Annotated in this window: 18 protein-coding genes, 1 pseudogene and 1 riboswitch; of the genes and pseudogenes, 4 read left to right on the forward strand and 15 right to left on the reverse strand. The window is 59.0% G+C overall.

The window, feature by feature from the left end; genetic code table 11:
- Positions 1-9: 9 nt before the first annotated feature.
- The 4 genes from VF684_RS08310 to VF684_RS08325 all read right to left on the reverse strand — a co-directional run bounded on the left by VF684_RS08310 (position 10) and on the right by VF684_RS08325 (position 1,964).
- Positions 10-477 carry a threonine/serine exporter family protein gene (locus VF684_RS08310; protein ID WP_026035076.1) on the reverse strand — a complete coding sequence of 156 codons (468 nt, stop codon included), beginning with the start codon at positions 475-477 and terminating at the stop codon, positions 10-12.
- Positions 474-599, reverse strand: a complete 126-nt coding sequence (locus VF684_RS08315) for a hypothetical protein (RefSeq protein ID WP_005335209.1) — start codon at positions 597-599, stop codon at positions 474-476. The genes VF684_RS08310 and VF684_RS08315 overlap by 4 nt, the downstream gene beginning before the upstream one ends.
- Positions 596-1,393, reverse strand: coding sequence for a threonine/serine exporter family protein (locus tag VF684_RS08320; RefSeq protein ID WP_005348133.1), 798 nt, complete (start codon positions 1,391-1,393; stop codon positions 596-598). The genes VF684_RS08315 and VF684_RS08320 overlap by 4 nt, the downstream gene beginning before the upstream one ends.
- Positions 1,394-1,628: 235 nt before the next feature.
- The gene (locus VF684_RS08325; protein ID WP_139730846.1) at positions 1,629-1,964 is read right to left on the reverse strand and encodes a DUF3135 domain-containing protein; all 336 of its coding nucleotides are present in this window, start codon (positions 1,962-1,964) and stop codon (positions 1,629-1,631) included.
- Positions 1,965-2,357: 393 nt separating this feature from the next.
- On the opposite strand from VF684_RS08325, the gene mog reads away from it, so the two are divergent.
- Positions 2,358-2,888: a molybdopterin adenylyltransferase gene (mog, locus tag VF684_RS08330; protein WP_005354170.1), complete on the forward strand. Its 531-nt coding sequence runs from the start codon at positions 2,358-2,360 to the stop codon at positions 2,886-2,888.
- A gap of 83 nt (positions 2,889-2,971) precedes the next feature.
- Here mog and VF684_RS08335 read toward each other — a convergent pair whose 3' ends face one another.
- The 6 genes from VF684_RS08335 to trmB all read right to left on the reverse strand — a co-directional run bounded on the left by VF684_RS08335 (position 2,972) and on the right by trmB (position 7,416).
- The gene (locus VF684_RS08335) at positions 2,972-3,373 is read right to left on the reverse strand and encodes a DUF2541 family protein (RefSeq protein ID WP_005335217.1); all 402 of its coding nucleotides are present in this window, start codon (positions 3,371-3,373) and stop codon (positions 2,972-2,974) included.
- 167 nt (positions 3,374-3,540) lie between these two features.
- On the reverse strand, positions 3,541-3,750 hold the full coding sequence (locus VF684_RS08340) for a YgdI/YgdR family lipoprotein (RefSeq protein ID WP_005335219.1): 210 nt from the start codon (positions 3,748-3,750) through the stop codon (positions 3,541-3,543).
- Positions 3,751-3,953: 203 nt separating this feature from the next.
- Positions 3,954-5,249, reverse strand: coding sequence for a sulfurtransferase (locus VF684_RS08345; protein ID WP_376899820.1), 1,296 nt, complete (start codon positions 5,247-5,249; stop codon positions 3,954-3,956).
- A gap of 29 nt (positions 5,250-5,278) precedes the next feature.
- Positions 5,279-6,199, reverse strand: coding sequence for a glutaminase B (glsB, locus tag VF684_RS08350; RefSeq protein ID WP_005348151.1), 921 nt, complete (start codon positions 6,197-6,199; stop codon positions 5,279-5,281).
- Positions 6,200-6,321: 122 nt separating this feature from the next.
- Positions 6,322-6,654, reverse strand: coding sequence for a YggL family protein (locus VF684_RS08355; protein ID WP_139409537.1), 333 nt, complete (start codon positions 6,652-6,654; stop codon positions 6,322-6,324).
- A gap of 48 nt (positions 6,655-6,702) precedes the next feature.
- A complete protein-coding gene (gene trmB, locus VF684_RS08360; RefSeq protein WP_167556970.1) occupies positions 6,703-7,416 on the reverse strand; it encodes a tRNA (guanosine(46)-N7)-methyltransferase TrmB in 714 nt (237 codons plus the stop codon).
- A 350-nt stretch (positions 7,417-7,766) separates the two neighbouring features.
- Here trmB and VF684_RS08365 point away from each other — a divergent pair, with 350 nt between their 5' ends.
- On the forward strand, positions 7,767-8,948 hold the full coding sequence (locus VF684_RS08365; protein ID WP_376899818.1) for an aminotransferase-like domain-containing protein: 1,182 nt from the start codon (positions 7,767-7,769) through the stop codon (positions 8,946-8,948).
- 69 nt (positions 8,949-9,017) lie between these two features.
- Here the strand turns inward: VF684_RS08365 and VF684_RS08370 are convergent, their stop codons facing one another.
- Positions 9,018-10,547, reverse strand: coding sequence for an EAL domain-containing protein (locus VF684_RS08370; protein WP_376899816.1), 1,530 nt, complete (start codon positions 10,545-10,547; stop codon positions 9,018-9,020).
- Positions 10,548-10,800: 253 nt separating this feature from the next.
- Between VF684_RS08370 and VF684_RS08375 the strand changes: the two genes are divergently transcribed.
- The gene (locus VF684_RS08375; protein ID WP_376899814.1) at positions 10,801-11,706 is read left to right on the forward strand and encodes a TIGR01777 family oxidoreductase; all 906 of its coding nucleotides are present in this window, start codon (positions 10,801-10,803) and stop codon (positions 11,704-11,706) included.
- Between the two features lie 126 nt (positions 11,707-11,832).
- On the opposite strand, the gene VF684_RS08380 is transcribed toward VF684_RS08375, so the two are convergent.
- Positions 11,833-14,280: an ABC transporter permease gene (locus VF684_RS08380; protein ID WP_440174132.1), complete on the reverse strand. Its 2,448-nt coding sequence runs from the start codon at positions 14,278-14,280 to the stop codon at positions 11,833-11,835.
- Positions 14,281-14,316: 36 nt separating this feature from the next.
- Positions 14,317-15,012, reverse strand: a complete 696-nt coding sequence (locus VF684_RS08385) for an ABC transporter ATP-binding protein (protein ID WP_376899810.1) — start codon at positions 15,010-15,012, stop codon at positions 14,317-14,319.
- Between the two features lie 56 nt (positions 15,013-15,068).
- Between VF684_RS08385 and VF684_RS08390 the strand changes: the two genes are divergently transcribed.
- Positions 15,069-15,680 (forward strand): arylesterase, encoded by a 612-nt coding sequence (locus VF684_RS08390; RefSeq protein ID WP_376899808.1) that lies wholly within the window; start codon positions 15,069-15,071, stop codon positions 15,678-15,680.
- 182 nt (positions 15,681-15,862) lie between these two features.
- Here the strand turns inward: VF684_RS08390 and VF684_RS08395 are convergent, their stop codons facing one another.
- Together VF684_RS08395 and VF684_RS08400 are read right to left on the reverse strand one after the other, a co-directional pair.
- Positions 15,863-16,807, reverse strand: coding sequence for a chemotaxis protein CheV (locus VF684_RS08395; RefSeq protein ID WP_005335238.1), 945 nt, complete (start codon positions 16,805-16,807; stop codon positions 15,863-15,865).
- Positions 16,808-16,946: 139 nt separating this feature from the next.
- Positions 16,947-19,948: pseudogene (locus VF684_RS08400) on the reverse strand (glycosyl hydrolase family 18 protein).
- A 148-nt stretch (positions 19,949-20,096) separates the two neighbouring features.
- Positions 20,097-20,179, reverse strand: a riboswitch (cyclic di-GMP riboswitch).
- Between the last annotated feature and the right edge of the window lie 122 nt (positions 20,180-20,301).

Genomic DNA, 20,301 nt, shown 5'->3' on the forward strand with positions numbered 1-20,301 from the left:
CACCGTCTGTCAGATTATGGGGCGGTTACGGTACACGACCAGAGAGGGGATCGCCAAACCGAAACTGAGGGCACCGACGATAAAGAGCGCCTTGAGGCCGTTCTCCACCGCACTCTGGATCAACTCCATGGTCACGCCGTTGATATTGAGCTCTACCACCGCAATCATGGTTTTGAACGCATAACTGCCCGGGATCATCGGAATAATGGAAGCAACGCTGAACACCGGACGCGGTGCCAGCAGACGGCGCGACCAGTAGACGCAGACAAAGCCGACCGTGGTCGCCGCCGCCAGCGTCGCCCACTCGATGGGCATGCCGTAGTGGATCAGCAGGGTACGCAAGCTGTGGGCCAGCGCGCCGCCCATGGCGCAATATTTCAGCATCCGTGGTGGCACGTTGAACAGCATGGCAAACCCCACCGCCGGGATGGAGGACCAGAAGGCATCCTTGGCCAGTAGCCAGAGCAAATCCATCATACTTTCCACCCCCAGATCCCCGTGACCGACATGGCGAGAATGATGCCGGTATTGATCCGTGCACTGATGGTGAGCAGGGCAACCCCATTCCCGCTGGCCGATACAGAGTCGACAGCCTTCATACCTTCCACCCCCAGATCCCGGTGACCGACATGGCCAAAATGATACCTATGGCGGCGCTGATGGTCAGCAGGGTCGCAGTCCCCCAGCGGGCCAGCCCCATGTTGAAGTAGCCCTTCACCATGTCGGAGACCGCATTGATCAGCGGAAAGCCCGGCACCAGCAGCAGCACGCTGGCCGCCATGGCGAGATAGGGCTGGTCACCCCAGTTAAAAAAGGTGGCGCTGGAGGAGAGCAAGGTGGCAATAAAGCCGGTGGCGGCAAAGTTGATGAGCGGGCTATGGTGATGGCGGGCCATCAGTTGGCGCACCCGCATCGCCACGGCAGACGAGAAACAGGTCACCAGGAAGATGGGCCAGTCACCGCCAAACAGCAGGCTAAAGGCACCACAGGAGAGCCCCACCATGGGGACCACCAGCCAGGGGTGATAGTGAAAGGGGACGATGGCTTCGAGGCGCTGGCGCACTTCACGGGCACCGATCAGCTCTTTCTCCGCCATGATGCAGATCCGCTGGATCTCGCACACCACCTGCATGTTGATGCCATGTTCACGCACCCGCCGGGTAGTGGTAACACAGCCCCCCTGATAGAGACTGGTGAGCACGATGGCACTGGAAGAGATGGCCATTTCGACACTCTCCAGCCCCAGCGCCATCCCCAGCCGCACCGTGGTCTGCTCGATGATCCGGCTCTCCGCCCCGAACTGGGCCAACATCTGACCCACCTTGACGATAATGCGGGTGATCTCTGTCTGTTGCTCCCGCGACAACACCCGTCTTGGTGTGATACTTCTCATAATCCCTTCGAGTCGTAGCAATAAAAATTTCGGCCATATTAGCCTAACTTTTACTGTTATTCATCCACCCCTATCACAACCTGACTAATTAGTTATTACAAGAAGGAGAAAATAGATTACATCACAAATACATTACGACTAACATTAAAAACCATAACAATCAGATCGCCAGCAATTCCATTTATCATGGTCTCACCGATTTGGCTGAAATATCAACCAAAGGGGTTATTGCAGATTATTTGCGACGTCGATAGTCCGCCAGATGGATTATTTTACCACTGCCATCGCTTTCAGGCGGAGGGTCCCCCTCTTCTCTAAACTGGCTCATTTCGCTGCGCATCAAATAAAAAGATTCCCGCATCATGTTGGTAATCCGGATACAGCTATCAAGATTGTTTTTCGCCAGCCGGCGCTGACCATCAATCTTGAACTGCAACCCGCGCAGACGGCGCCGCTGATCGGGGCTCGCACGGGCCATCAACTGATCGATCTGCTGCTCCAGAATCGCATCCAGCCGGGAAGGCTCACTCGAAGCCAAATCCTTCAGGGTGTCAAAATCAGGCAACTCCATATGCCCTCCTTGGCGACTATTGCTGGCAACACACTGCGGTACCACACCATCACGTCCCAGCCATATAAACCTGTATATACGACGCAGCTAAAAAGGGTTCAATCCATCCACTGGCGACTAAACCGGACAATGGTCACTACGAGGGTGTCTATCTATTTTAATTGTGTTTGGAAACAAGCGATTGTTTTTAATTCAGGCGAGATAAAACACTTATACATTTTAGGTTGTGATTTTCTGTTTTTTATTGCAAATAAAAATCCGGGTGGCCTTATTTTGCTTCATTCGACACTTTATTCTTCCCTCACCGACCCGCGTCATCTCCTGACGGTTTAACATATCTCACTGATTATGTTATTTTAATTGCCACTTTTATCGGACATTCAAGAGCAGACCATGAGCAAGGCAAAAATCGGTATCGTCACCGTCAGCGATCGCGCCAGCGCGGGCATCTATGAAGACCTCTCCGGCAAGGCCATCATCGACACCCTGAACGCCTATCTGACCTCGGAGTGGGAACCTGTCTATCAGGTGATCCCCGATGAGCAGGATCAGATTGAAGCGACCCTGATCCGGCTGGCGGATGAGGAGCAGTGCTGTCTCATCGTCACCACAGGCGGCACCGGCCCGGCCAAGCGGGATGTCACGCCGGAAGCGACCGAGGCGGTATGTGACCGCATGATGCCGGGCTTTGGCGAGCTGATGCGGGCCGAATCCCTCAAATTTGTGCCGACCGCCATTCTTTCGCGCCAGACTGCCGGGCTGCGCGACGATACCCTGATCGTCAATCTGCCGGGCAAGCCCAAATCAATCCGCGAATGTCTGGATGCAGTCTTCCCCGCCATCCCCTACTGTATCGATTTGATGGAAGGGCCGTATCTTGAGTGCGATGAAACCGTCATCAAGCCATTTCGGCCGAAAAAATAGCGAACCCGACCATAAAAAATAATGGCGAGCCACGGCTCGCCATTATTTTTAACTCATCTGTCTGCGCAGAAAAACCGCATCAATTATTTGCGGCCGAATACTTTTACGCCCGCTTTGCTGCGCTCTGAATTACCGTACACTTCGATTTTTTTCACACAGCGACGCGAGCCCAGTGATTTCCACTCGGTCTCTTTATCACTGCTCATTTCCCGATCGAAACGAATGGTCTTGGTACGATCACCACCATAGGTCACCACCACCCGATCCAGGGTCAAATCACGCTCCGCCTTCACCTTGATATATTTGGTCTGACGGCAAACCACCAAAGGAATTGTCGCACCATGATCACCGGCTCCCAGCAAAATAGTCCGCCCCAGCGTGAACTGATCGTCACCGGCATGGCTGGCTGACGCCACCACCAGCAAGGCACCACCCAGCAAGCTGCGTGCAGAAAAACGGGAATTCCAGATAGACATCAAGGACATAACACCTCCAATAAAAAATGGAGTGTGATGATAAGGGTTAAACCATAACGGAAGCTGTATCAAAGCTGAATTTGCTGCGAATGTGCGGGGATAAACAGAGAAAACAGCGCGACTTTTCGGCGAAAAGAGAAGAGCCGCAGATAGCGGCCCTTGCAGCAAGAGAGCGCTTAGCGCTCCATGATTTGGGTCACGTCATCTTTCTTGATCATGACCTCGCGCCCTTCATGATCGTAATAGCGATACATGCCGGTGCTCTCGTCCAGCTTGGGTTTGCTCTCTGTGGTGATCATCTTGCCATCCTTGGTGCTCATGATGTATTGGGAGCTGCATGCCACCAGCCCCAGGGCGCACACCAGGATCATCATCAGTTTTTTCATTGCGGCCTCTTCTGCGATCATCCTCACCACGAGGATGTTTCTTGAAGCCTAGTTCAATCGCACGGCACGGGATGGTGCGATGAGCAAAGCGGGATCGCCGTCAATAATCAGCGACTTAGCCTCGCTGTCTGGCCGGGTGGCGAGCGCAATGAAAAAGGCCGGACATCTCTGTCCGGCCTCTTCTTTTCAGCGCAAGAGCGCAATCATGACTTGGCAGGCTGACGCTCACCGGTCACTGTCGGGTTCTTGGGATCTGAACTCCACTCGTACCAACCGCCGTCGTAGACGCTGATCCGTTTCCAGTCCATCAGCCAGGCGTAGAAGAAGGCCTCGGAGGCGCGCCAGCCGGTACCGCAGTAAAACGCAGCCTGATGGGTTGGCTCGATATTCCACTGCTCCCACATGGCGAGGATCTCGCGGGCCGGCTTCATGGTGCCGTCCGGGTTGTGGAAGTCGCTCATGCTGTTGGCATCCACCCCACCATGACCCCACTTGGCCCCCGGGATATCGCCCTTCGGCTTGATGTAGCTATAACCTGAGGTGTTGCCGACAAACTCGTCCCAGGTGCGCACGCTGACCAGTGCGCTATCGGGCTGCTTGAGCAGCTCTTTCGCCTGACCTAGCGTGGTGTAGTACTCGGGGTGAGCGGGAATGGTCACGCCAAACTCCTTCACCGGCTCATATTTGTTGGGCAGACCCGTTTCGGTGCGCAGGTGCTGGATAAACCAGGCATCCAGACCACCGTCCAGCAGGCGCACATCTTCCACCCCCGCATACATCATCAGGTGCGCGGCACGGGCAGCAGCCATGGTGTTGCGACCATAGAGGATGACGGTGGTGTCGTGACGGATGCCGTTATCCAGCAGCAGCTTCTTGAGCGCTTCGTCAGAGACCTTGTTCCACAGCGGCTCCTCTTCGAGGCTGTTGGTATCGATATAACCGGCCCCCGGGATGTGGCTGATGAGGTAGGCCTTGGGTGAACCCCAATCCACTTCAAACAGCTTCCAGTCACCCTTGGGCGCCGCGGCAACCGGCTTGCCCTCTTGCAGATCCGCCAACCAGCGCGGATAGACCAGCTGCTGCCAGCGTGCCAGCGACTCGCGCGGTGCGGCTTGCCACCCTTGCAGCTCGAACAGCTGCTTGATCCCCTGCTTGCGCAGCAGACGGGCCACCTCGGCCACTTCGCGGGACGCACCATAGAGGGCAACCGGACGATCGGCCTTCAGTCCCTTGATCTCGAGCGCCTTTGGCCACTCTTCATCGCTGTATTTCCACTCGGCAGAGAGATTCTCGGCGCCCGCCACATGGCCGCCCTGCTTCTCCCCTTCCATCGGCCACCCCTGATAGAAGTAGCTGGCGCGGGTATCCAGGATGACAGCCTGTTTGGCCTTGGCATCGGCCAGCGAGAGCGGTGGCAACTCCCCTGCCACGGCGGGCAGGGCACACCAGAGCAGTAAGGTCGCCAGCGCGGCCTGCAGGAAGCGAAGATGTCGTTTCATGGTGATTTCTCGATTCATAGTGAACAAGGTTAAAAAATGGAGCGACCCAGCCGCTCGGCCAGCAGCTCCAGCGCCGCCGTGCCCGCCAGCGAGTTACCGGCTTTGTTGAGCTCGGGCGACCAGACACAGACGCAGAGCTCGCCCGGGATCAGGGCGATGATACCGCCGCCGACACCCGATTTGCCCGGCATGCCGACCCGATAGGCAAAATCGCCCGCCTCGTCATAGAGGCCGCAGGTGGCGAGCAGGGCGTTGACCTGCTTGGTGGTACGGGCGGGCAGCAGCGGCACGCTCTCACCCAGTGGCACACCACGGTTGGCCAGATAGATGAATGCCCGCGCCAGATCGACGCAGCTCATGCGAATGGCACAGGCATTGAAGTAGCTTTGCAGCACCTTGTCCACTTCGTTTTCGAAGTTGCCATAGGCCTTCATCAGATAGGCGATGGCGGCGTTGCGGGCAGAGTGCTGATATTCGGAGCGGGCGACCACCTGATCCGCCATGATGGCCGGATTGCCGGAAAGACGGCGCACCAGCTCGAGGGTACGCTGACGCGGCGCAGTGAGGCGGGTCTCCAGCAGATCGCTCACTACCAGCGCCCCGGCATTGATAAAGGGGTTGCGGGGGATCCCCTGCTCGAACTCGAGCTGAACCAGCGAGTTGAAGGGCTGGCCAGAGGGCTCCTTGCCAACCCGGGCCCAGATCTCCTCCTCCTGATAGAGAGTGAGTGCCAGGGTCAGGCTCAGGGCCTTGGAGATACTCTGGATGGAGAAGGGTTCAAAAGCGTCACCGGCGGTGAACAGCTCCCCCTCGACGGTACAGACTGCGATACCCAGCCGATCGGCCGGTACCTGAGCCAGTGCCGGAATGTAGTCGGCCACCTTGCCTTGTCCCAGCAACGGGCGCACCTCTTCAAGGATGCTGGCCAGTAATTCGGATGACAACACCATAAGCAATAAGCGATTCCATGACTAAAACAGCGGTGGAGATCCCATCCCCACTGACAAAAATCCCGCCAGCGGCGGGATTTTTCAGTTACCCACAACAAGGCGCCAGATGCGGCAGCCTTGTATCAGGCCGGTTCACCGTACCAGAGGTCGAACAGCTCGGTAACGACCACGGCTTCCATCCCCTTGCCTTCCAGCCAGGATTTGACGGCAGCGCGGTCTTCTTCGGTACACTTGCCCAGTTGCTGGGTGCAGATCATCCCTTCCCAGGCCAGGTGACCGGAGCCGGCAAAAGCCAGTTTGCGGGGCTCGATCACTTCATCGATCATCGCATCGACTACCGCATCGATGGTCTCTTCGGCAGTGCCGACCGGGAAGTTGAAACTGATGTCGAAACCCATTTCCTGGAATTCATCGACGCGCAGTTTCTTGCGCAGGCGGCGGCTACGATTGGCCATGATAGCTCCTCAAGTTAGTTGATACGCTAGGTGTGTTGACGTGCCAGCTCAGCTGACACGCTTGAAAATCAGATCCCAAACCCCGTGCCCCAGACGATGGCCACGTTGCTCGAATTTGGTCAGCGGGCGCCAGTCAGGGCGCGGCACCCAGTTGCCGGTAGCAGAGGTGTTCTCGTAACCCTCGGCTACGCTCATCACTTCCAGCATGTGCTCGGCATAGTTTTCCCAGTCGGTCGCCATGTGGAACACGCCACCGATGGCCAGCTTCTGGCGAATGTCCTGGGCAAACGCCGGCTGGACGATGCGGCGCTTGTGGTGACGGCTCTTGTGCCAGGGGTCCGGGAAGAAGAGCTGCAGGCAGGAGAGTGAACCGTTCGGGATCATGTGCTCCAGCACCTCGACCGCATCGTGGCAGATCACCTTCAGATTGGTGACCCCCGCTTCCTGAGCGGTACCCAGACAGGCGCCCACGCCCGGGGAGTGCACTTCGATGCCGATGAAGTTCTTCTCGGGGGCATTCTTGGCCATCTCGACCAGAGAGGCGCCCATGCCAAAGCCGATCTCCAGCACCACAGGTGCTTCACGGCCAAACAGTGCGACCAGATCGAGTTGCTTTGGCTCAAAATCGATGCCCATGACCGGCCAGAGCTCTTCCAGGGCCTTCTCCTGCCCTTTGGTCAGGCGGCCTTCGCGACGGACAAAGCTGCGGATCTTGCGCATGAACTTGCCGTCTTCGTTAAATACATCTTGGGTCACAGGCATAATGGTCTCGTTATTTCATCAATCCGGGTAATACATCTGGTGTCCAATCCCGCCAGGGGATCGCTTGCGGCCCGCTATTTCATCGCACCGCAAAAACAGGGGAGCGAATTATCCCAAGATGGGCCCAAGGCGCAAGTGTTTCGAGCAACAAATATTCCAGCCAGCCGATCCCCTGCCCCCTTACTGGCATCACTACTCCGACTAACCGTCCAATATAATCCGCAGTAGAGCCAATCCAGCCCTTTTTTAGCGATTTTTGTGACAATCATTGCCTCATTTCTGAAATCTGATACAAACGGATAACCTGGCGGTCGAATGGAGCGACCGCCCACATGCCGAGAGAATTGCCTATGCAGCCGTTTTTTGCCCAGCGCTTCGAGAAGGTCGAGCCTTCCTTTATCCGTGAAATCCTCAAAGTTGCCGCCAATCCAGAGATCATCTCCTTCGCCGGCGGCCTGCCCAATCCTCACCTGTTTCCGGTCAAGGCGATCGATCAGGCTTGTCAGGATGTGCTGCGCGAACAGGGGGCTGCCGCCCTGCAATATGCGGCGACCGAAGGGTATGCGCCGCTGCGCCAGTACATTGCCGACCGCTATCTGGCACGCCACGGCATGCAGGTCAATCCGGACAACATCCTCATCACCAGCGGCTCCCAGCAGGCGCTGGATCTGCTGGGCAAGGTGCTGATCGACGAGGGGCAGGATCTCATCATCGAAGAGCCGGGCTATCTGGGCGCCATTCAGGCCTTCTCTGTCTATCAACCGAATTTCAAGCCAATCACCCTCGGCGAAGCCGGGCTGGATCTGGCAGCGCTGGATGCGCTGCTGGCAAGTGGCTCCAATGCCAAGCTGCTCTACGGCGTCCCCAACTTCCAGAACCCGAGTGGCATCTCCTACAGCCGTGCCAACCGCGAGGCGCTGGCTGAGCGACTGGTGCGCCACGAGCTCCTGATGGTGGAAGATGATCCCTACGGCGAGCTGCGCTTCGAGGGGGAACATCTGCCCCCGATTGCCAAGCTGGCGCCGAACAATACCGTGCTGCTCGGCTCCTTCTCCAAAACCGTGGTGCCCGCCTTCCGTCTGGGCTGGATGCTGGTGCCGGACTGGCTGCGCAAGAAGGTGACCATCGCCAAGCAGGCGACCGACCTGCACAGCAACGCCTTCAGCCAGCAGGTTCTGCACCGCTTCCTGACCGACAACTCCCTCGACGCTCACTTGGAGAAGATCAAGGAGGTCTATGGTCGCCAGCGTGCCGCCATGGAGGCTGCACTGGCCCGTCACTGCCCGCCCGGCGTCAGCTACACCAGACCGGAAGGGGGCATGTTCCTCTGGCTGACTCTGCCAGCCCACATCAGCGCCATGGCGCTGTTTGACGAGGCGATCAAGGAGAAAGTGGCCTTCGTACCCGGCGCCCCCTTCTACGTGCGCCCCGAGATCAAGAACACCCTGCGCCTGAGCTTCTCCTGCGTCGATGAAGCGACCATTGAAGAGGGGGTCAAACGCTTGGCCCGCGCCCTCCAGCGCATGCTCTGATCGCCCAAGCCAAACCGTATCAACAAAAAACCAGCGATCGCTGGTTTTTTATGCTCCCCATTAAACCGTTCAGCCAAATAGGGTCTTGCAAAACTGCTTCATCGGAATGGGACGGCTGTAACGATACCCTTGCAGATAGTCAACGTGGCGAGCCCGCAGGTAGTCCGCCTGCGACTGCTTCTCGACCCCCTCCGCGATCAGGATCAATTCAAGTCGCTTCGCCAGATCAATCACGTTTTCAACGATATGGCTGGAGAGTGCATCCGTGCCGATCATCTCCACAAAGCTCCGGTCAATCTTGAGTGCATCGACCTGAAACTGTTGCAGATAGGTGAGACTGGAGTGACCGGTGCCAAAGTCATCGATAGAGATCAAGACGCCCAGTTTGCGCAGTTCGGCAAACATCTGAGCGGTTGTCTCATCAGCCACCAGCAGTTCACGCTCGGTCAGCTCCAGCCCCAAATCAACGGGATTGTCTTTAAATGCGTCAAGAAACGCCTTGCAGTCAGCCAACAGGTCAAGGTCCTGAAAGTGCTTGGCGCTGATATTGAAGCAAAAATGGAACTTTGCCGGCAACTTGCGGGCATAAGGGGAGAAGTGATCGCGCACCTGCGCCATCAACAGGCTGGTCATGGGCACGATCAACCCGCTATCTTCCGCCAGCGGAATAAAGCGATCCGGCGAGATCATCCCCTGCTTGGGATGCTGCCAGCGCATCAGCACCTCACAGCCACGCCACTGCTCATCCTCACCGGAGACCACCGGCTGCAGATAGGGGATAAACTCCTCCTCGATCAACGCCCGCTTGAGCTCTTCCGCTGGTGAGCTGCTACGCCCCATCAGCCTGAAGGTGCCGAATCCAATCAGCAGCGCCAGCAACGGAGAGAGGAACAAGGTATATCTGGAGTAGCGCCATGCGTGGCTCCAGTAGTCATGCACCGTGACCCGGGTGACGACCTGATAGGGGAAATCGGCCGAAGCGAGGGCAATATAACCTTCTTCTGTCGGAGAGGGCGCCGCCCCGACCTGACCTGAGCCAAACAGTGCCCTCTGCCCCACCACCAGAGCCATCGGGGAGTTCTTGCTGGAGATCTCGAGGGTATTGCGCAGGTAGTAGCCATCTACACCGATCAGCACACTCCCCTTGTCCGTTTCATGACGCAGCACGATCAAGGGGCGATCCGGTGTGACCTCATTGCCTGGCAACAGTTGCAGCCTGCCATCCACATAACTGTCAGGATTGAAGGGGCCATCGTAGTCACCATAGAGCGAGGTGCAGTAGATGTGGCTGCCGACAGCCAGATTGGCGGAACGGACATCGGGCACCGTGGCCACCTGTTCGCGCAGCAGTTGTGCCGCCTCCTTGCACGAGTGACCTAGCATCCCCTCCACATTGATGGCCGCCTGCCGGGCATGGCCGATGGAACGATCAAACATCATACGGGCATGCTGCAACCGTGAATCGGCATCACGCTCTATCTCCGTCACCGTCTGCCAGATAACGGCAATAACCCCCAGCAGCAGGATCCCGCCCCCCATCAGCAGCGCTACCAGAATCCTCGAGTAAAGCTGGCGAAGTTTCAAACGACGAAATGGCATGGCGGCCTCTTTGATGCTCGGATGATGGGTGACAGCCTCGTTGGACAGGCGAAAAGGGTCGCCATAATAGCGATTGATCAACAAATCTCCACCCAACAAAAATCAATCAATTCAAACTATTGTTCAACAATATGTCGTAAGAAGAGGATAGAGTTAAAACCAGTCGAGTGAATAAAACATGCCAAACTCGTCCACTTGTTGCAGGAGGACGACGCCATTAGAGTAGAGCAAACGGCAGCAGGAGCGTGCAGCGATGAAGATTCTTATTACCGGAGGGACCGGCTTTATCGGCCGCAAGCTGGTTGCCCATCTCAAGGTCAATCACGAGGTCGTGGTATTGAGCAGGCAGGGGAGCCGCGCTTACTCCCTGCTCGGCCACGATATCAAGGTATTGGATAACCTCGACCGGCTTGATGACCTCAATGACGTGGATGCGGTGATCAATCTGGCCGGTGAACCCATCGCCGCCGGACGCTGGAGCGAGTCGCGCAAACAGCTGCTCTGCGATAGCCGCTGGCTGTTGACCGAGCAGCTGGTGGATCTCATCAAGCTATCCAGCACGCCGCCCAAGGTGCTGATCAACGCCTCCGCCATCGGCTGGTATGGCAGACAGGGCACCGAAACCCTCGACGAGCAGTGTCGCTCCCCCAACGACGAATTCACCCACCAGCTCTGCCAACAGTGGGAGACCCTGGCGCAGGAGGCCCAGAGCCGCCAAACCCGGGTCTGTATCGTGCGGATCGGGCTGGTGCTTGGCATGGATGGTGGCGCCCTGCCCAAAATGCTCCCCCCATACCGACTCGGACTCGGCGGCCCCATGGGATCGGGCAGCCAGATGATGAGCTGGATCCATGTGCAGGATCTGGTGCGCGCCATGCTGTTCTTGCTGGATCACGAAGAGTGCAGCGGCATCTTCAACGGCACTGCGCCCCATCCGGTCAGCAACCGGGAGTTCAGCCAGACCCTGGCTGCGACGCTACACCGCCCGCATATCTTCTTCGTCCCGGCGCCGCTGTTGCAACTGGTGATGGGGGAGGCGGCAGATCTGCTGCTGACCGGACAAAAGGTGATACCAACAAGACTGCAACAGGCCGGTTTTCACTTCAGCTATCCCGAGCTGCCGAGCGCCCTCACCAATCTTCTGCGTGAGCCCCGCTAACTCACACCCGCTCGCGGCGTCCGCTCGTCAGCGCCCCACATAGCAAGCAGCCCGGCCAATGGCCGGGCTGCTTGTTTATTGTGGCTGCACTATTGCACTCAGTGGCATCGGCTCGCACTGGCAGGATTACAACAGTCCCTGACCCAGCCCCCGCAGCCGATCGCTCAAGGTGCCAGCCAGCAGCTGACGCTGCATCCCCTGCCCCGCCAGCGTCACCAGCAGTGCCCCCAGCGTCGGCAGGCCGAGCCAGATGGCCCAGTGGAACTGCCACTGCCCCTCGAACCACCACCACTGCAGGCCAAAAGAGCAGAGCTCCACCACCATGGCGGCACAGAGCCCCGCCAGCGCACCACTGGCCACCAGCTCCCAACGCAGCATCTTTTTCAGCAGGTCGCTGCTGGCCCCCAGGGTGCGCATCAACAGCAGCTCGCGCCGACGCTGGGCCATGCTGGCCTGGGTCTGGGTCAGCAGCACCAGCAGCGCGGCCACTGTCACCAGCCCCAGCATCAGCGCCAGCGCCCTACTCACCTGCTCCGAGACCTGAGTGAGCCGCGCAATCAGGTCATCCACATCGATAAGACTCACCGTGGGGTGACGGCGGATCAACTCCACCTCGGCAGTGCGCCCCGCCTCGGGCAATCGATAACTACCAAGCCAGGTACGGGAGAAGGATGCCAGCAGATCCTCGGAGAAGATCATGTAGAAGTTGGGGCGCATGTTGTCCCACTTGATGCTGCGCAAACTGGTGACCCTGGCACCGAAGCTGCGCACCTCGATGGTAAAGGCGAGCATGTCCCCCAGCTTGATATCGAGTCGCTTGGCCAACTCGCTATCCACCGACACCTCGCCGGGCCCGGCGAGCCATTTCCCGGCCACCAGCTTGTTGTCGATGGGCAGGGTTGCCGTGGTAGTGAAGTTGAGCTCACGATCGACCCCCTCGCGGCCACTGCTGGCCCCCTCGCCCACCGCCTCACCGGCGATATGGGTCAGCCTGCCACGCACCATGGGATAGAAATCGGAAGTGGTGGCCCCGGCTGCCGCCAGCTCGCTCAGGATCCCCTCCCGCTCGTTCTCGGCCACATTGACCAGAAAACGGTTGGGCGCATCGACGGGAAGACGTGCCGAAAACTCATCCAGCAGATCGACCCGGGCCGCCCAGAGCAAGCCAAAGAGCATCAATGCCAGCGCAAAGCCCGCCAGCTGAAACAGGCCGCTGCTGCGCTCGCGCGACAGGTGGGCCAGCGCCAGCCGCAAGGCATGAGGCCCGCTCACTCTCGCTCCCAGCCGCAACATCAGCGCCGCCAGCAGGGCCAGCAGCCCCATCAGCAAGCCCATGCCACCCACCAGCCCCAGCGCCAGCCGTACATCGGCGGTAAAGCCCCAGACCAGCGCAAACAGCCCGAACAGGCCGACCGGCAGGGCCAGCCAGGGGGGAATCCCCGCCTCCAGCTCCCGGCGCAATACCCGCAGCGGCGGCACCTTCAGCAGCCGCAAGAAGGGCACAAAAGCGAGCAGCAGGGTGATAAAGAGCGCCACTGCCACGCCCAGCGCAAAGGGGCGCCAGGAGGGGGGCGGCAGATCCGGCGGCAGCAGATCCCCCAGCAGTTGCAAGGTGATCCACTGCATGGCTGTGCCCGCCACCAGACCCAGCAACGCACCAATCAGCGTCAGCGACAGCAGCAGGGTTCCCATCAGTTGCCAGAGCGAGCGACGGGATGCCCCCAGGGTCTTGAGCAGCGCCACCATATTGGTCTGGCGCTCGGCAAAGTGGCGCACCGCAATCCCCATCGCCAACGCCCCCAGCAACACCCCGCTTAGCGAGGCAAGCCGGAAGAAACGTTCGGCATTGGCCAGCGAGCGGCCCACCTGGGATTCGCTGTCATCCGGTTTGATCCACTTCTGTCCGGCCTGCAACTGCGGCAGCAGCCACTGTTCGTAACGGGCCAGCGATTCCCGTGGCCCCTTGAACAGATAGCGCCACTGCTGGCGACTGCCCGGCAACAGGGCGCCGGTCGCCTCGATATCGGCACTGTGGATCAGCGCACGCGGCGCCAGCAGGAAGGGGCTGAAGCCCTGATCCGGCTCCTCGCCAAGCAGGCCTGCCACCTTGAGCACCGTATTGCCTACCTCAAGCTCATCCCCCGTTTTGGCCTTGAGCAGCTGCATCACCCGGGCGGAGAGCCAGATCTCGCCGGGAGCCGGGGCGCGGGCAGGTTCCAGAGTGAGTTTGCCATAGAAGGGAAAACCATCGGGCACCGCCCGAATGGAGGCAAGCTGCAACGCATCACCGTGAAACAGCATGCTGTTGAAGCTGACGGTGGTCTGCACCGCCAAGCCATCCTGTTTAGCCCGGGCTAGCCAGCCATCCGGCAGGGCGGCGGCGGTGCGCAGCACCCGATCCGCTCCGATAAAGTCGCGGCCCGACGCCTTGAGTCCGGCATCGAGCCGATCCGCCACCAATGCCACACTCAAGACGCACGCCACGCTCAGGGCCAGCGCCAGCACAAACCAGCGCAGCTCGCCGCTGAAACCTTCCCGGCGCAGCAGTCGCCATCCCAATCGCCACTGCATCATCCCTTGCATCTCCCGCTTGACCCGCAGCTCACCCCGTTACACCACATCATGGGCCACCTCGCGATCCAGCCGACCCGCCGTCATGACCACTTGCCGCTGACAGCGTTCGGCAAGCTGATGGTCATGGGTCACTACCACCAGGGTGGTGCCGTGCTTGTGATTGAGTTCAAACAGCAGCTCGATCACTTTCTCACCGGTCTTGCTGTCGAGGTTGCCGGTCGGCTCGTCCGCCAGCAGCAGACTGGGACGGGTCATAAAGGCACGAGCGATGGCCACCCGCTGCTGCTCACCGCCGGAGAGCCGTGGCGGCAGATGGTTCAACCGCTCGCCAAGTCCGACCGCAGCTAGCAGCTCGCGGGCTCTTGGTTCGCAATCCCGTTCACCGCGCAGCTCGGCGGGCAGCATCACATTCTCCAGCGCCGTCATGGTCGGGAGCAGCAGGAACGACTGGAACACAAAACCGATCTGCTCGGCGCGCAACCGGGCCCGCCCCTCCTCATCCAGCTCGCCCAGGGATTTGCCGAGGATCTCGATATCCCCCTGACTCGGCAGATCGAGCCCGGCCAGCAGCCCCAGCAGGGTGGACTTGCCGGAGCCGGAGGCGCCGACCAGCGCCACCGTCTCGCCGCTATTGACTTGCAGATCGATCCCTTCAAGGATGGTGAGGCTTTCCTGGCCGAGGCGAACCGATTTGCCGAGGCCCTTGACGACAATAATGGGGGTTGAACTCATGCTCTGTATCCTTTGTTCCAATCCCTTGATGACAATCCATAGCGGGAGTTGAATTGATGGTGCGTATTCTGTTTGCCTTGTTGGTTGGCCTCGGCAGCCTGCTCTCGTCGGCTCAGGCCCAGACCCTGCTGGTGCTGGGAGACAGCCTGAGCGCCGGCTATCAGATGCAGGTTGAGCAGAGCTGGCCTGCCCTGCTCAACCAGAAATGGCAGGAGGAGGGGGGGAAACACACTCTGCTCAATGCCAGCATCAGCGGTGAAACGACCCAGGGGGCGCTGGCCCGTCTGCCCGCTCTGCTGAAGGAGCACAAGCCGGACTGGCTGCTGATCGAACTGGGGGGCAACGATGGCCTGCGTGGCTTCGCACCGACCATTACCCGCCAGAATCTGGCCAGCATGATCGCGCTCGCCAAGGAGCAGCAGACCCGTGTGGTGTTGACCCAAATCCAGCTGCCCCGCAACTACGGTGCCCGCTATCTGCGCCAGTTCGAACAGATCTTTCCCGAGTTGGCCCAGGCTAACGATCTGCCACTGCTGCCCTTCTTTATGGATGATATTGCGCTGTGCCCTGAACTTATGATGAACGATGGCATTCATCCCACCCCGGCGGCCCAGCCCCAAATCCGCGATAAAGTCGCCCGCTTTATGGAGCCGCTGCTCAGCCAATAAGCCCGCCGTCTATCACCAATATCCCATAACAAAATATCCCGCCAAAATCGGATGTTTTGAATGGTCGACGATCTCTGCGTGGCACCTTGATTCAACCAATCCATCGCCAATACCCAATAACAACACATCCCGCCGAAGCGGGATGTGTTGTTATTGATTTAGCATAACCGGCAGGCAACTTCTCAGCTTTCCAGCACCTGACGCAGCCGCTCCTGGGCCACCCCCACCAGCAAGTCGGGCTGGAACTTGGAGATAAAGCGGTCACACCCCACCTTCTTGACCATGGCTTCGTTGAAGTTGCCGCTCAGGGAGGTGTTGAGGGTGATAAAGAGGTCAGACATGCGCGGATCGCTGCGCACCTCGTGGGTCAGGCGGTAGCCGTCCATCTCCGGCATTTCGGCATCGGTGATCATCAGCAGGATCTCGTCGGTCACCTTCTTGCCAGCATCGCACCACCCCTTGAGCAGGGTCAGCGCCTGCAAACCATCCTGACACTCGATCACCTCAAGCCCAAGCTGGCCCAGGGTCTCGCGCACCAGATTGCGGGCGGTGCTGGAGTCATCGACGATCAGCACTTTGCGGCCATGCATCTCGGGCAGGATCTCCCGATCCAGCACCTCTTCGGAGATGCGGATGTCATAGGTGATGATCTCCGCCAGCACCTTCTCCACATCGATGATCTCGACGATCTGATCCACTCCATCTTCGGGAATGCGGGTGATGGCGGTGAGGTAGTTGGCACGCCCAGCGGAGCGCGGTGGCGGCAGGATATCCTTCCAGGTCATGTTGACGATATTGGCCACCTGCCCCACCAGAAAGCCCTGAATGGTGCGGTTGTACTCGGTAATGATGAGGTTGGATTCACTGTCGATGGGCATGGGGCGCATACCGATGGCGCTACGCAGGTTGATCACCGGGATCGAGGTACCGCGGATATTGGCTACCCCGCTGATATTGTGATGGGAGCCCGGCATCTTGCTCAGATGGGGCAACTTGACCACTTCCCGTACCTTGAAGACGTTGATGGCGAACATCTGACGGGTGCCGAGACGAAACATCAACAACTCGAGGCGGTTTTCACCCACCAGTTGAGTTCGTTGATCAACGGAATCCAATATACTCGCCATACGCTGATATCCATCTGATTATTAATCGACTCTATTATAGAGGCTGCCCGCCAGGAAAGGCAGGCGCATTTTCAACCAGAGCGACCAACCAGACAAAAAAAGTGAGGCCGAAGCCTCACTTATCTCATTGATTTTAAAATCAATAGCTACAGACAGACTTCCAGCTACCATCGGTTGCCTTGGGCTCGCTGCTGGTCCACCAGTTTGCTTGCCACACTACCTTGTTATGGGTAATGCGATCTCCGCCATTGGCATGATCCCCCTGTGGCCAGCTCGGATAGGCCTTGTAGGCCGCCGGATTGACGTTCTGGCTGCTGCAGCTGGTACCCGGGTTCTCGCCGCCACCCGAGCCCAGCACGGCCTCCGGCAGGGTCGGGAACTCGGCCTTGAGACCAATGGTCTGGCTGCCGCTGATGATGCGCATACCGCTCGGCACGCCAGCGGCGGGCAGGTAGTAGGTCATGGCGACTTCAATCTCGGCCCCCGGTGCCAGAGTCTGCCATCCCGGCAGGTTCATGGCGACCTTGTGGAAGTCCTTCTCATTGGCAATGCCTTCCGAGTTGTCGTTGCCACCGCTCTCCACCACTTTCAGGCCCATGCCACTCTGATCCGTGATGGTGTCAGAGGTTGAGGTGGGCACCAGAAACTCGATGCGCGCGCCGCCCGGAATGGTCTGGGTCGACTTGTTGACCAGCTTGAGTTTCGGGTTGATCGGATAGTTGGAGTCCCCTTCCTTGAAGCCGGAGAGGCTGAGCTGGATGTCGAGCTGGGCGCTCGGCGCGGCCAGATCGTTTTGCTTGGTGTTGTACGGAGTTGCCTTGGCAAACTTCTCATAAGCCAGGGTGGTCAGAGTACTGCCCATGCCGTACTCGTTCTTGGCCGGATCGAAGGCGTAATCACCCGCCATCTCCCAGAACATCACGCCACCCAGACCGCGCTTGATGATGTAGTCGAGCTTGTGGCCCATGGACTCTTCATCTTCGGTTGAGAGGAACACCTTCTTCTCTTCGTTCCACAGCCAGGGCGCGTGGGCCTTGTCATCGTAGTAACGCACATACTTGCCCTGCATCACGTGAGCCGGATTGTTGGGATCCAGACCCCAGGCAGTGCCATAACTCGGCAGCGTGGTGATGCCGAGGCTGGCTGCATGCTCCAGGTTTTTGGCATGCCACATGGGCACGGCGCCACCGCCGATCTCTTTGCCGTTCTTGTCGAGATCATGCCAGATGTTGTCGATGCCGACCGCCCCGTTGCCGCACGGAATGGTGCTGCCACCTGTGCCCGGCTGGCACTCGTTCTGGCTCGGCAGGGCTGCCTTGCCACCCAGCCCATGACTGCCACCGTTCACCCCCTGCCAACCGCGGGTGTAATAGGGCACGCCAACGTTGATCTTGCCAGCCGCCAGCGCACCGCGGAAGTAGTGGGCAGACTAGGCCGCGTTGAGGTAACCAATACCGCCAAACTGGGTCTGGGTATAGACGCCCCAATGGGAGAGCTCGGGGTCGGCATTGTTGTCGAACAGGGCAGCGTTGTGACCGACAAAGTGGTTCCAGGCGCCGTGGAAGTCATAGGTCATCAGGTTGACGTAATCGAGGTACTGGGTGACCTGGAAGTTCTCCATCCCGCGCAGCAGATAGGCAGAAGCCGGTGAGGCGATGGTCAGCATATACTTGCGGCCATCTTCGTTACCGGCGTTGTCGAGCCGCGCCCGCAAGGTCTTCATCAGCACCTCGTAATTGGCAAACAGCTTGGCCCGGCACTGGTTGGAGAGCGGGAAATCGTTGGGGTTGCCCGCATCCTTCATCGAGGTGGGGTATTCGTAGTCGATATCGACCCCATCAAAACCGTACTGGCGGATAAAGCTCACCGCCGAGTCAGCCAGGGTGTTGATACCGGCAGTATTGACCGAGCAGTCACCCTTGGTAGTGGCGGTGTAGAAGCCGCGGGTATCGGCCCAGCCGCCGACCGAGATAAGGGTCTTCACGTCTGGATACTGCTTCTTGTACTTCGACAGCAAGTTGAAGTGGCCCTTGTAGGCGAATTCAGGATCCATCTCGGCACCCGGCACGCCATCCCAGGTCATCTTGGTGGCTGCATCGTCCACCTTGATGGTGTGGCTCTGCTCATCCACCGCCGCGAAGGCGTAGTTGATGTGGGTGATCTTGTTCCATGGAATATCGCTCACCAGATAGGCGGGCAGGCCGTTCTTGCCGGTGCGCCAGGAGGTGAAGTAGCCGATGACCCGGCGGGCATGATCATCCCCCATGCACTCGTAGCCATCCGGGCGGTAGATCTGGCGGATATCGCAGGAGAGGTTGCCACCGGATGGTGGCAGCGCGGCCTCCTCGACAGTGACGTTCACTGCCGCCGACTCACCGCTCAGATTGCTCTTGTCAGTGGCCACCAGCTTGAGGGCGGCACTGCCTTTGGCATCCGGTGTCCAGTTCACCTGCCAGGGGGCAGTGGTATCTTCGCCCACCTTCTTGCCGTCGACATAGAGCTCTACTTTGGCCACATCGTTGTTGGCATCGGTGACGTTGCCGCTCACCGCCACACTGCGACCCAGCGTCACCTTGGCTCCATTGGCCGGGCTGCTGATGCTCGCCTTGGGCGCCTCTGGCGCCACCACTGCGGCGACGTTGAAGCTCGAATCCGCTTCGCTCAGTACCTTGCCATCTTTATCCAGCGCGCGAGCTTTGAGGGTATGGCCCCCCACTCCGGCGGCGCTCCAACTGGCACTCCATGGCGAGGCGCTCGCCGTGGCGACCAGCGTGCCGTCGACAAGATATTCCACCCGGGCCAAGGCCGTCACTGGGCCACTCAGGGTCACTGCCAGCGCCACGCTGGCTCCTTCGTTGAAGCTGGCACCGGCAGCCGGTGAGCTGACTGCCACGCCGAGCGCAGGAGGCGGCACCTCGCCACCATAGGGCTTCCAGGCATCAGCCCAGCCCAGACCACACCGACACCCGGCTCATAGTGATAGGGGGATGCCCCGCACCAGCCTGAATAGGGAAATTCTTTGCACTCGTAGAGGGCACCGACGTTGCTGACGATATCGCCAGCCTTGTAGGCAGTACCGGATTTATAGGCGGGATAAGCGGCCTGAGCCCAGGCGGGCGCAGCCGCAAGGGCGACCAGCATGGCAAGCCTGCTGGGTCTGAAGAGCTGTTGCATATTGTTATCTTCCTTGTTTTGTCTTGGCTTGGTCACCAAGGCAAAGAACAATCGCAACCTGCATGATGGGCGCAGACAACTGGCAATGGACCTGCCACAAAAACAACCCCTCACCCAGGGAAACCCCGCTATCTGGATCCACGATCGAGACCGGAAGCATTGCGCCCCGACATCACTGCCGGTTTGCCCTTTACCTGGGTTCCGTGAGGAACGAACCCAGTATAGGAAGGCGACAAGATCCCCTCAATCTTTATTCTCAAAGAGAATTATCCCCTGCCACAAAAGCGTCATGACCACAGGGTTAGAATTGATTGAATTAT

Source organism: Aeromonas sp. Lyrl_2, assembly GCF_051948815.1.
GTDB lineage: Bacteria > Pseudomonadota > Gammaproteobacteria > Enterobacterales > Aeromonadaceae > Aeromonas > Aeromonas veronii.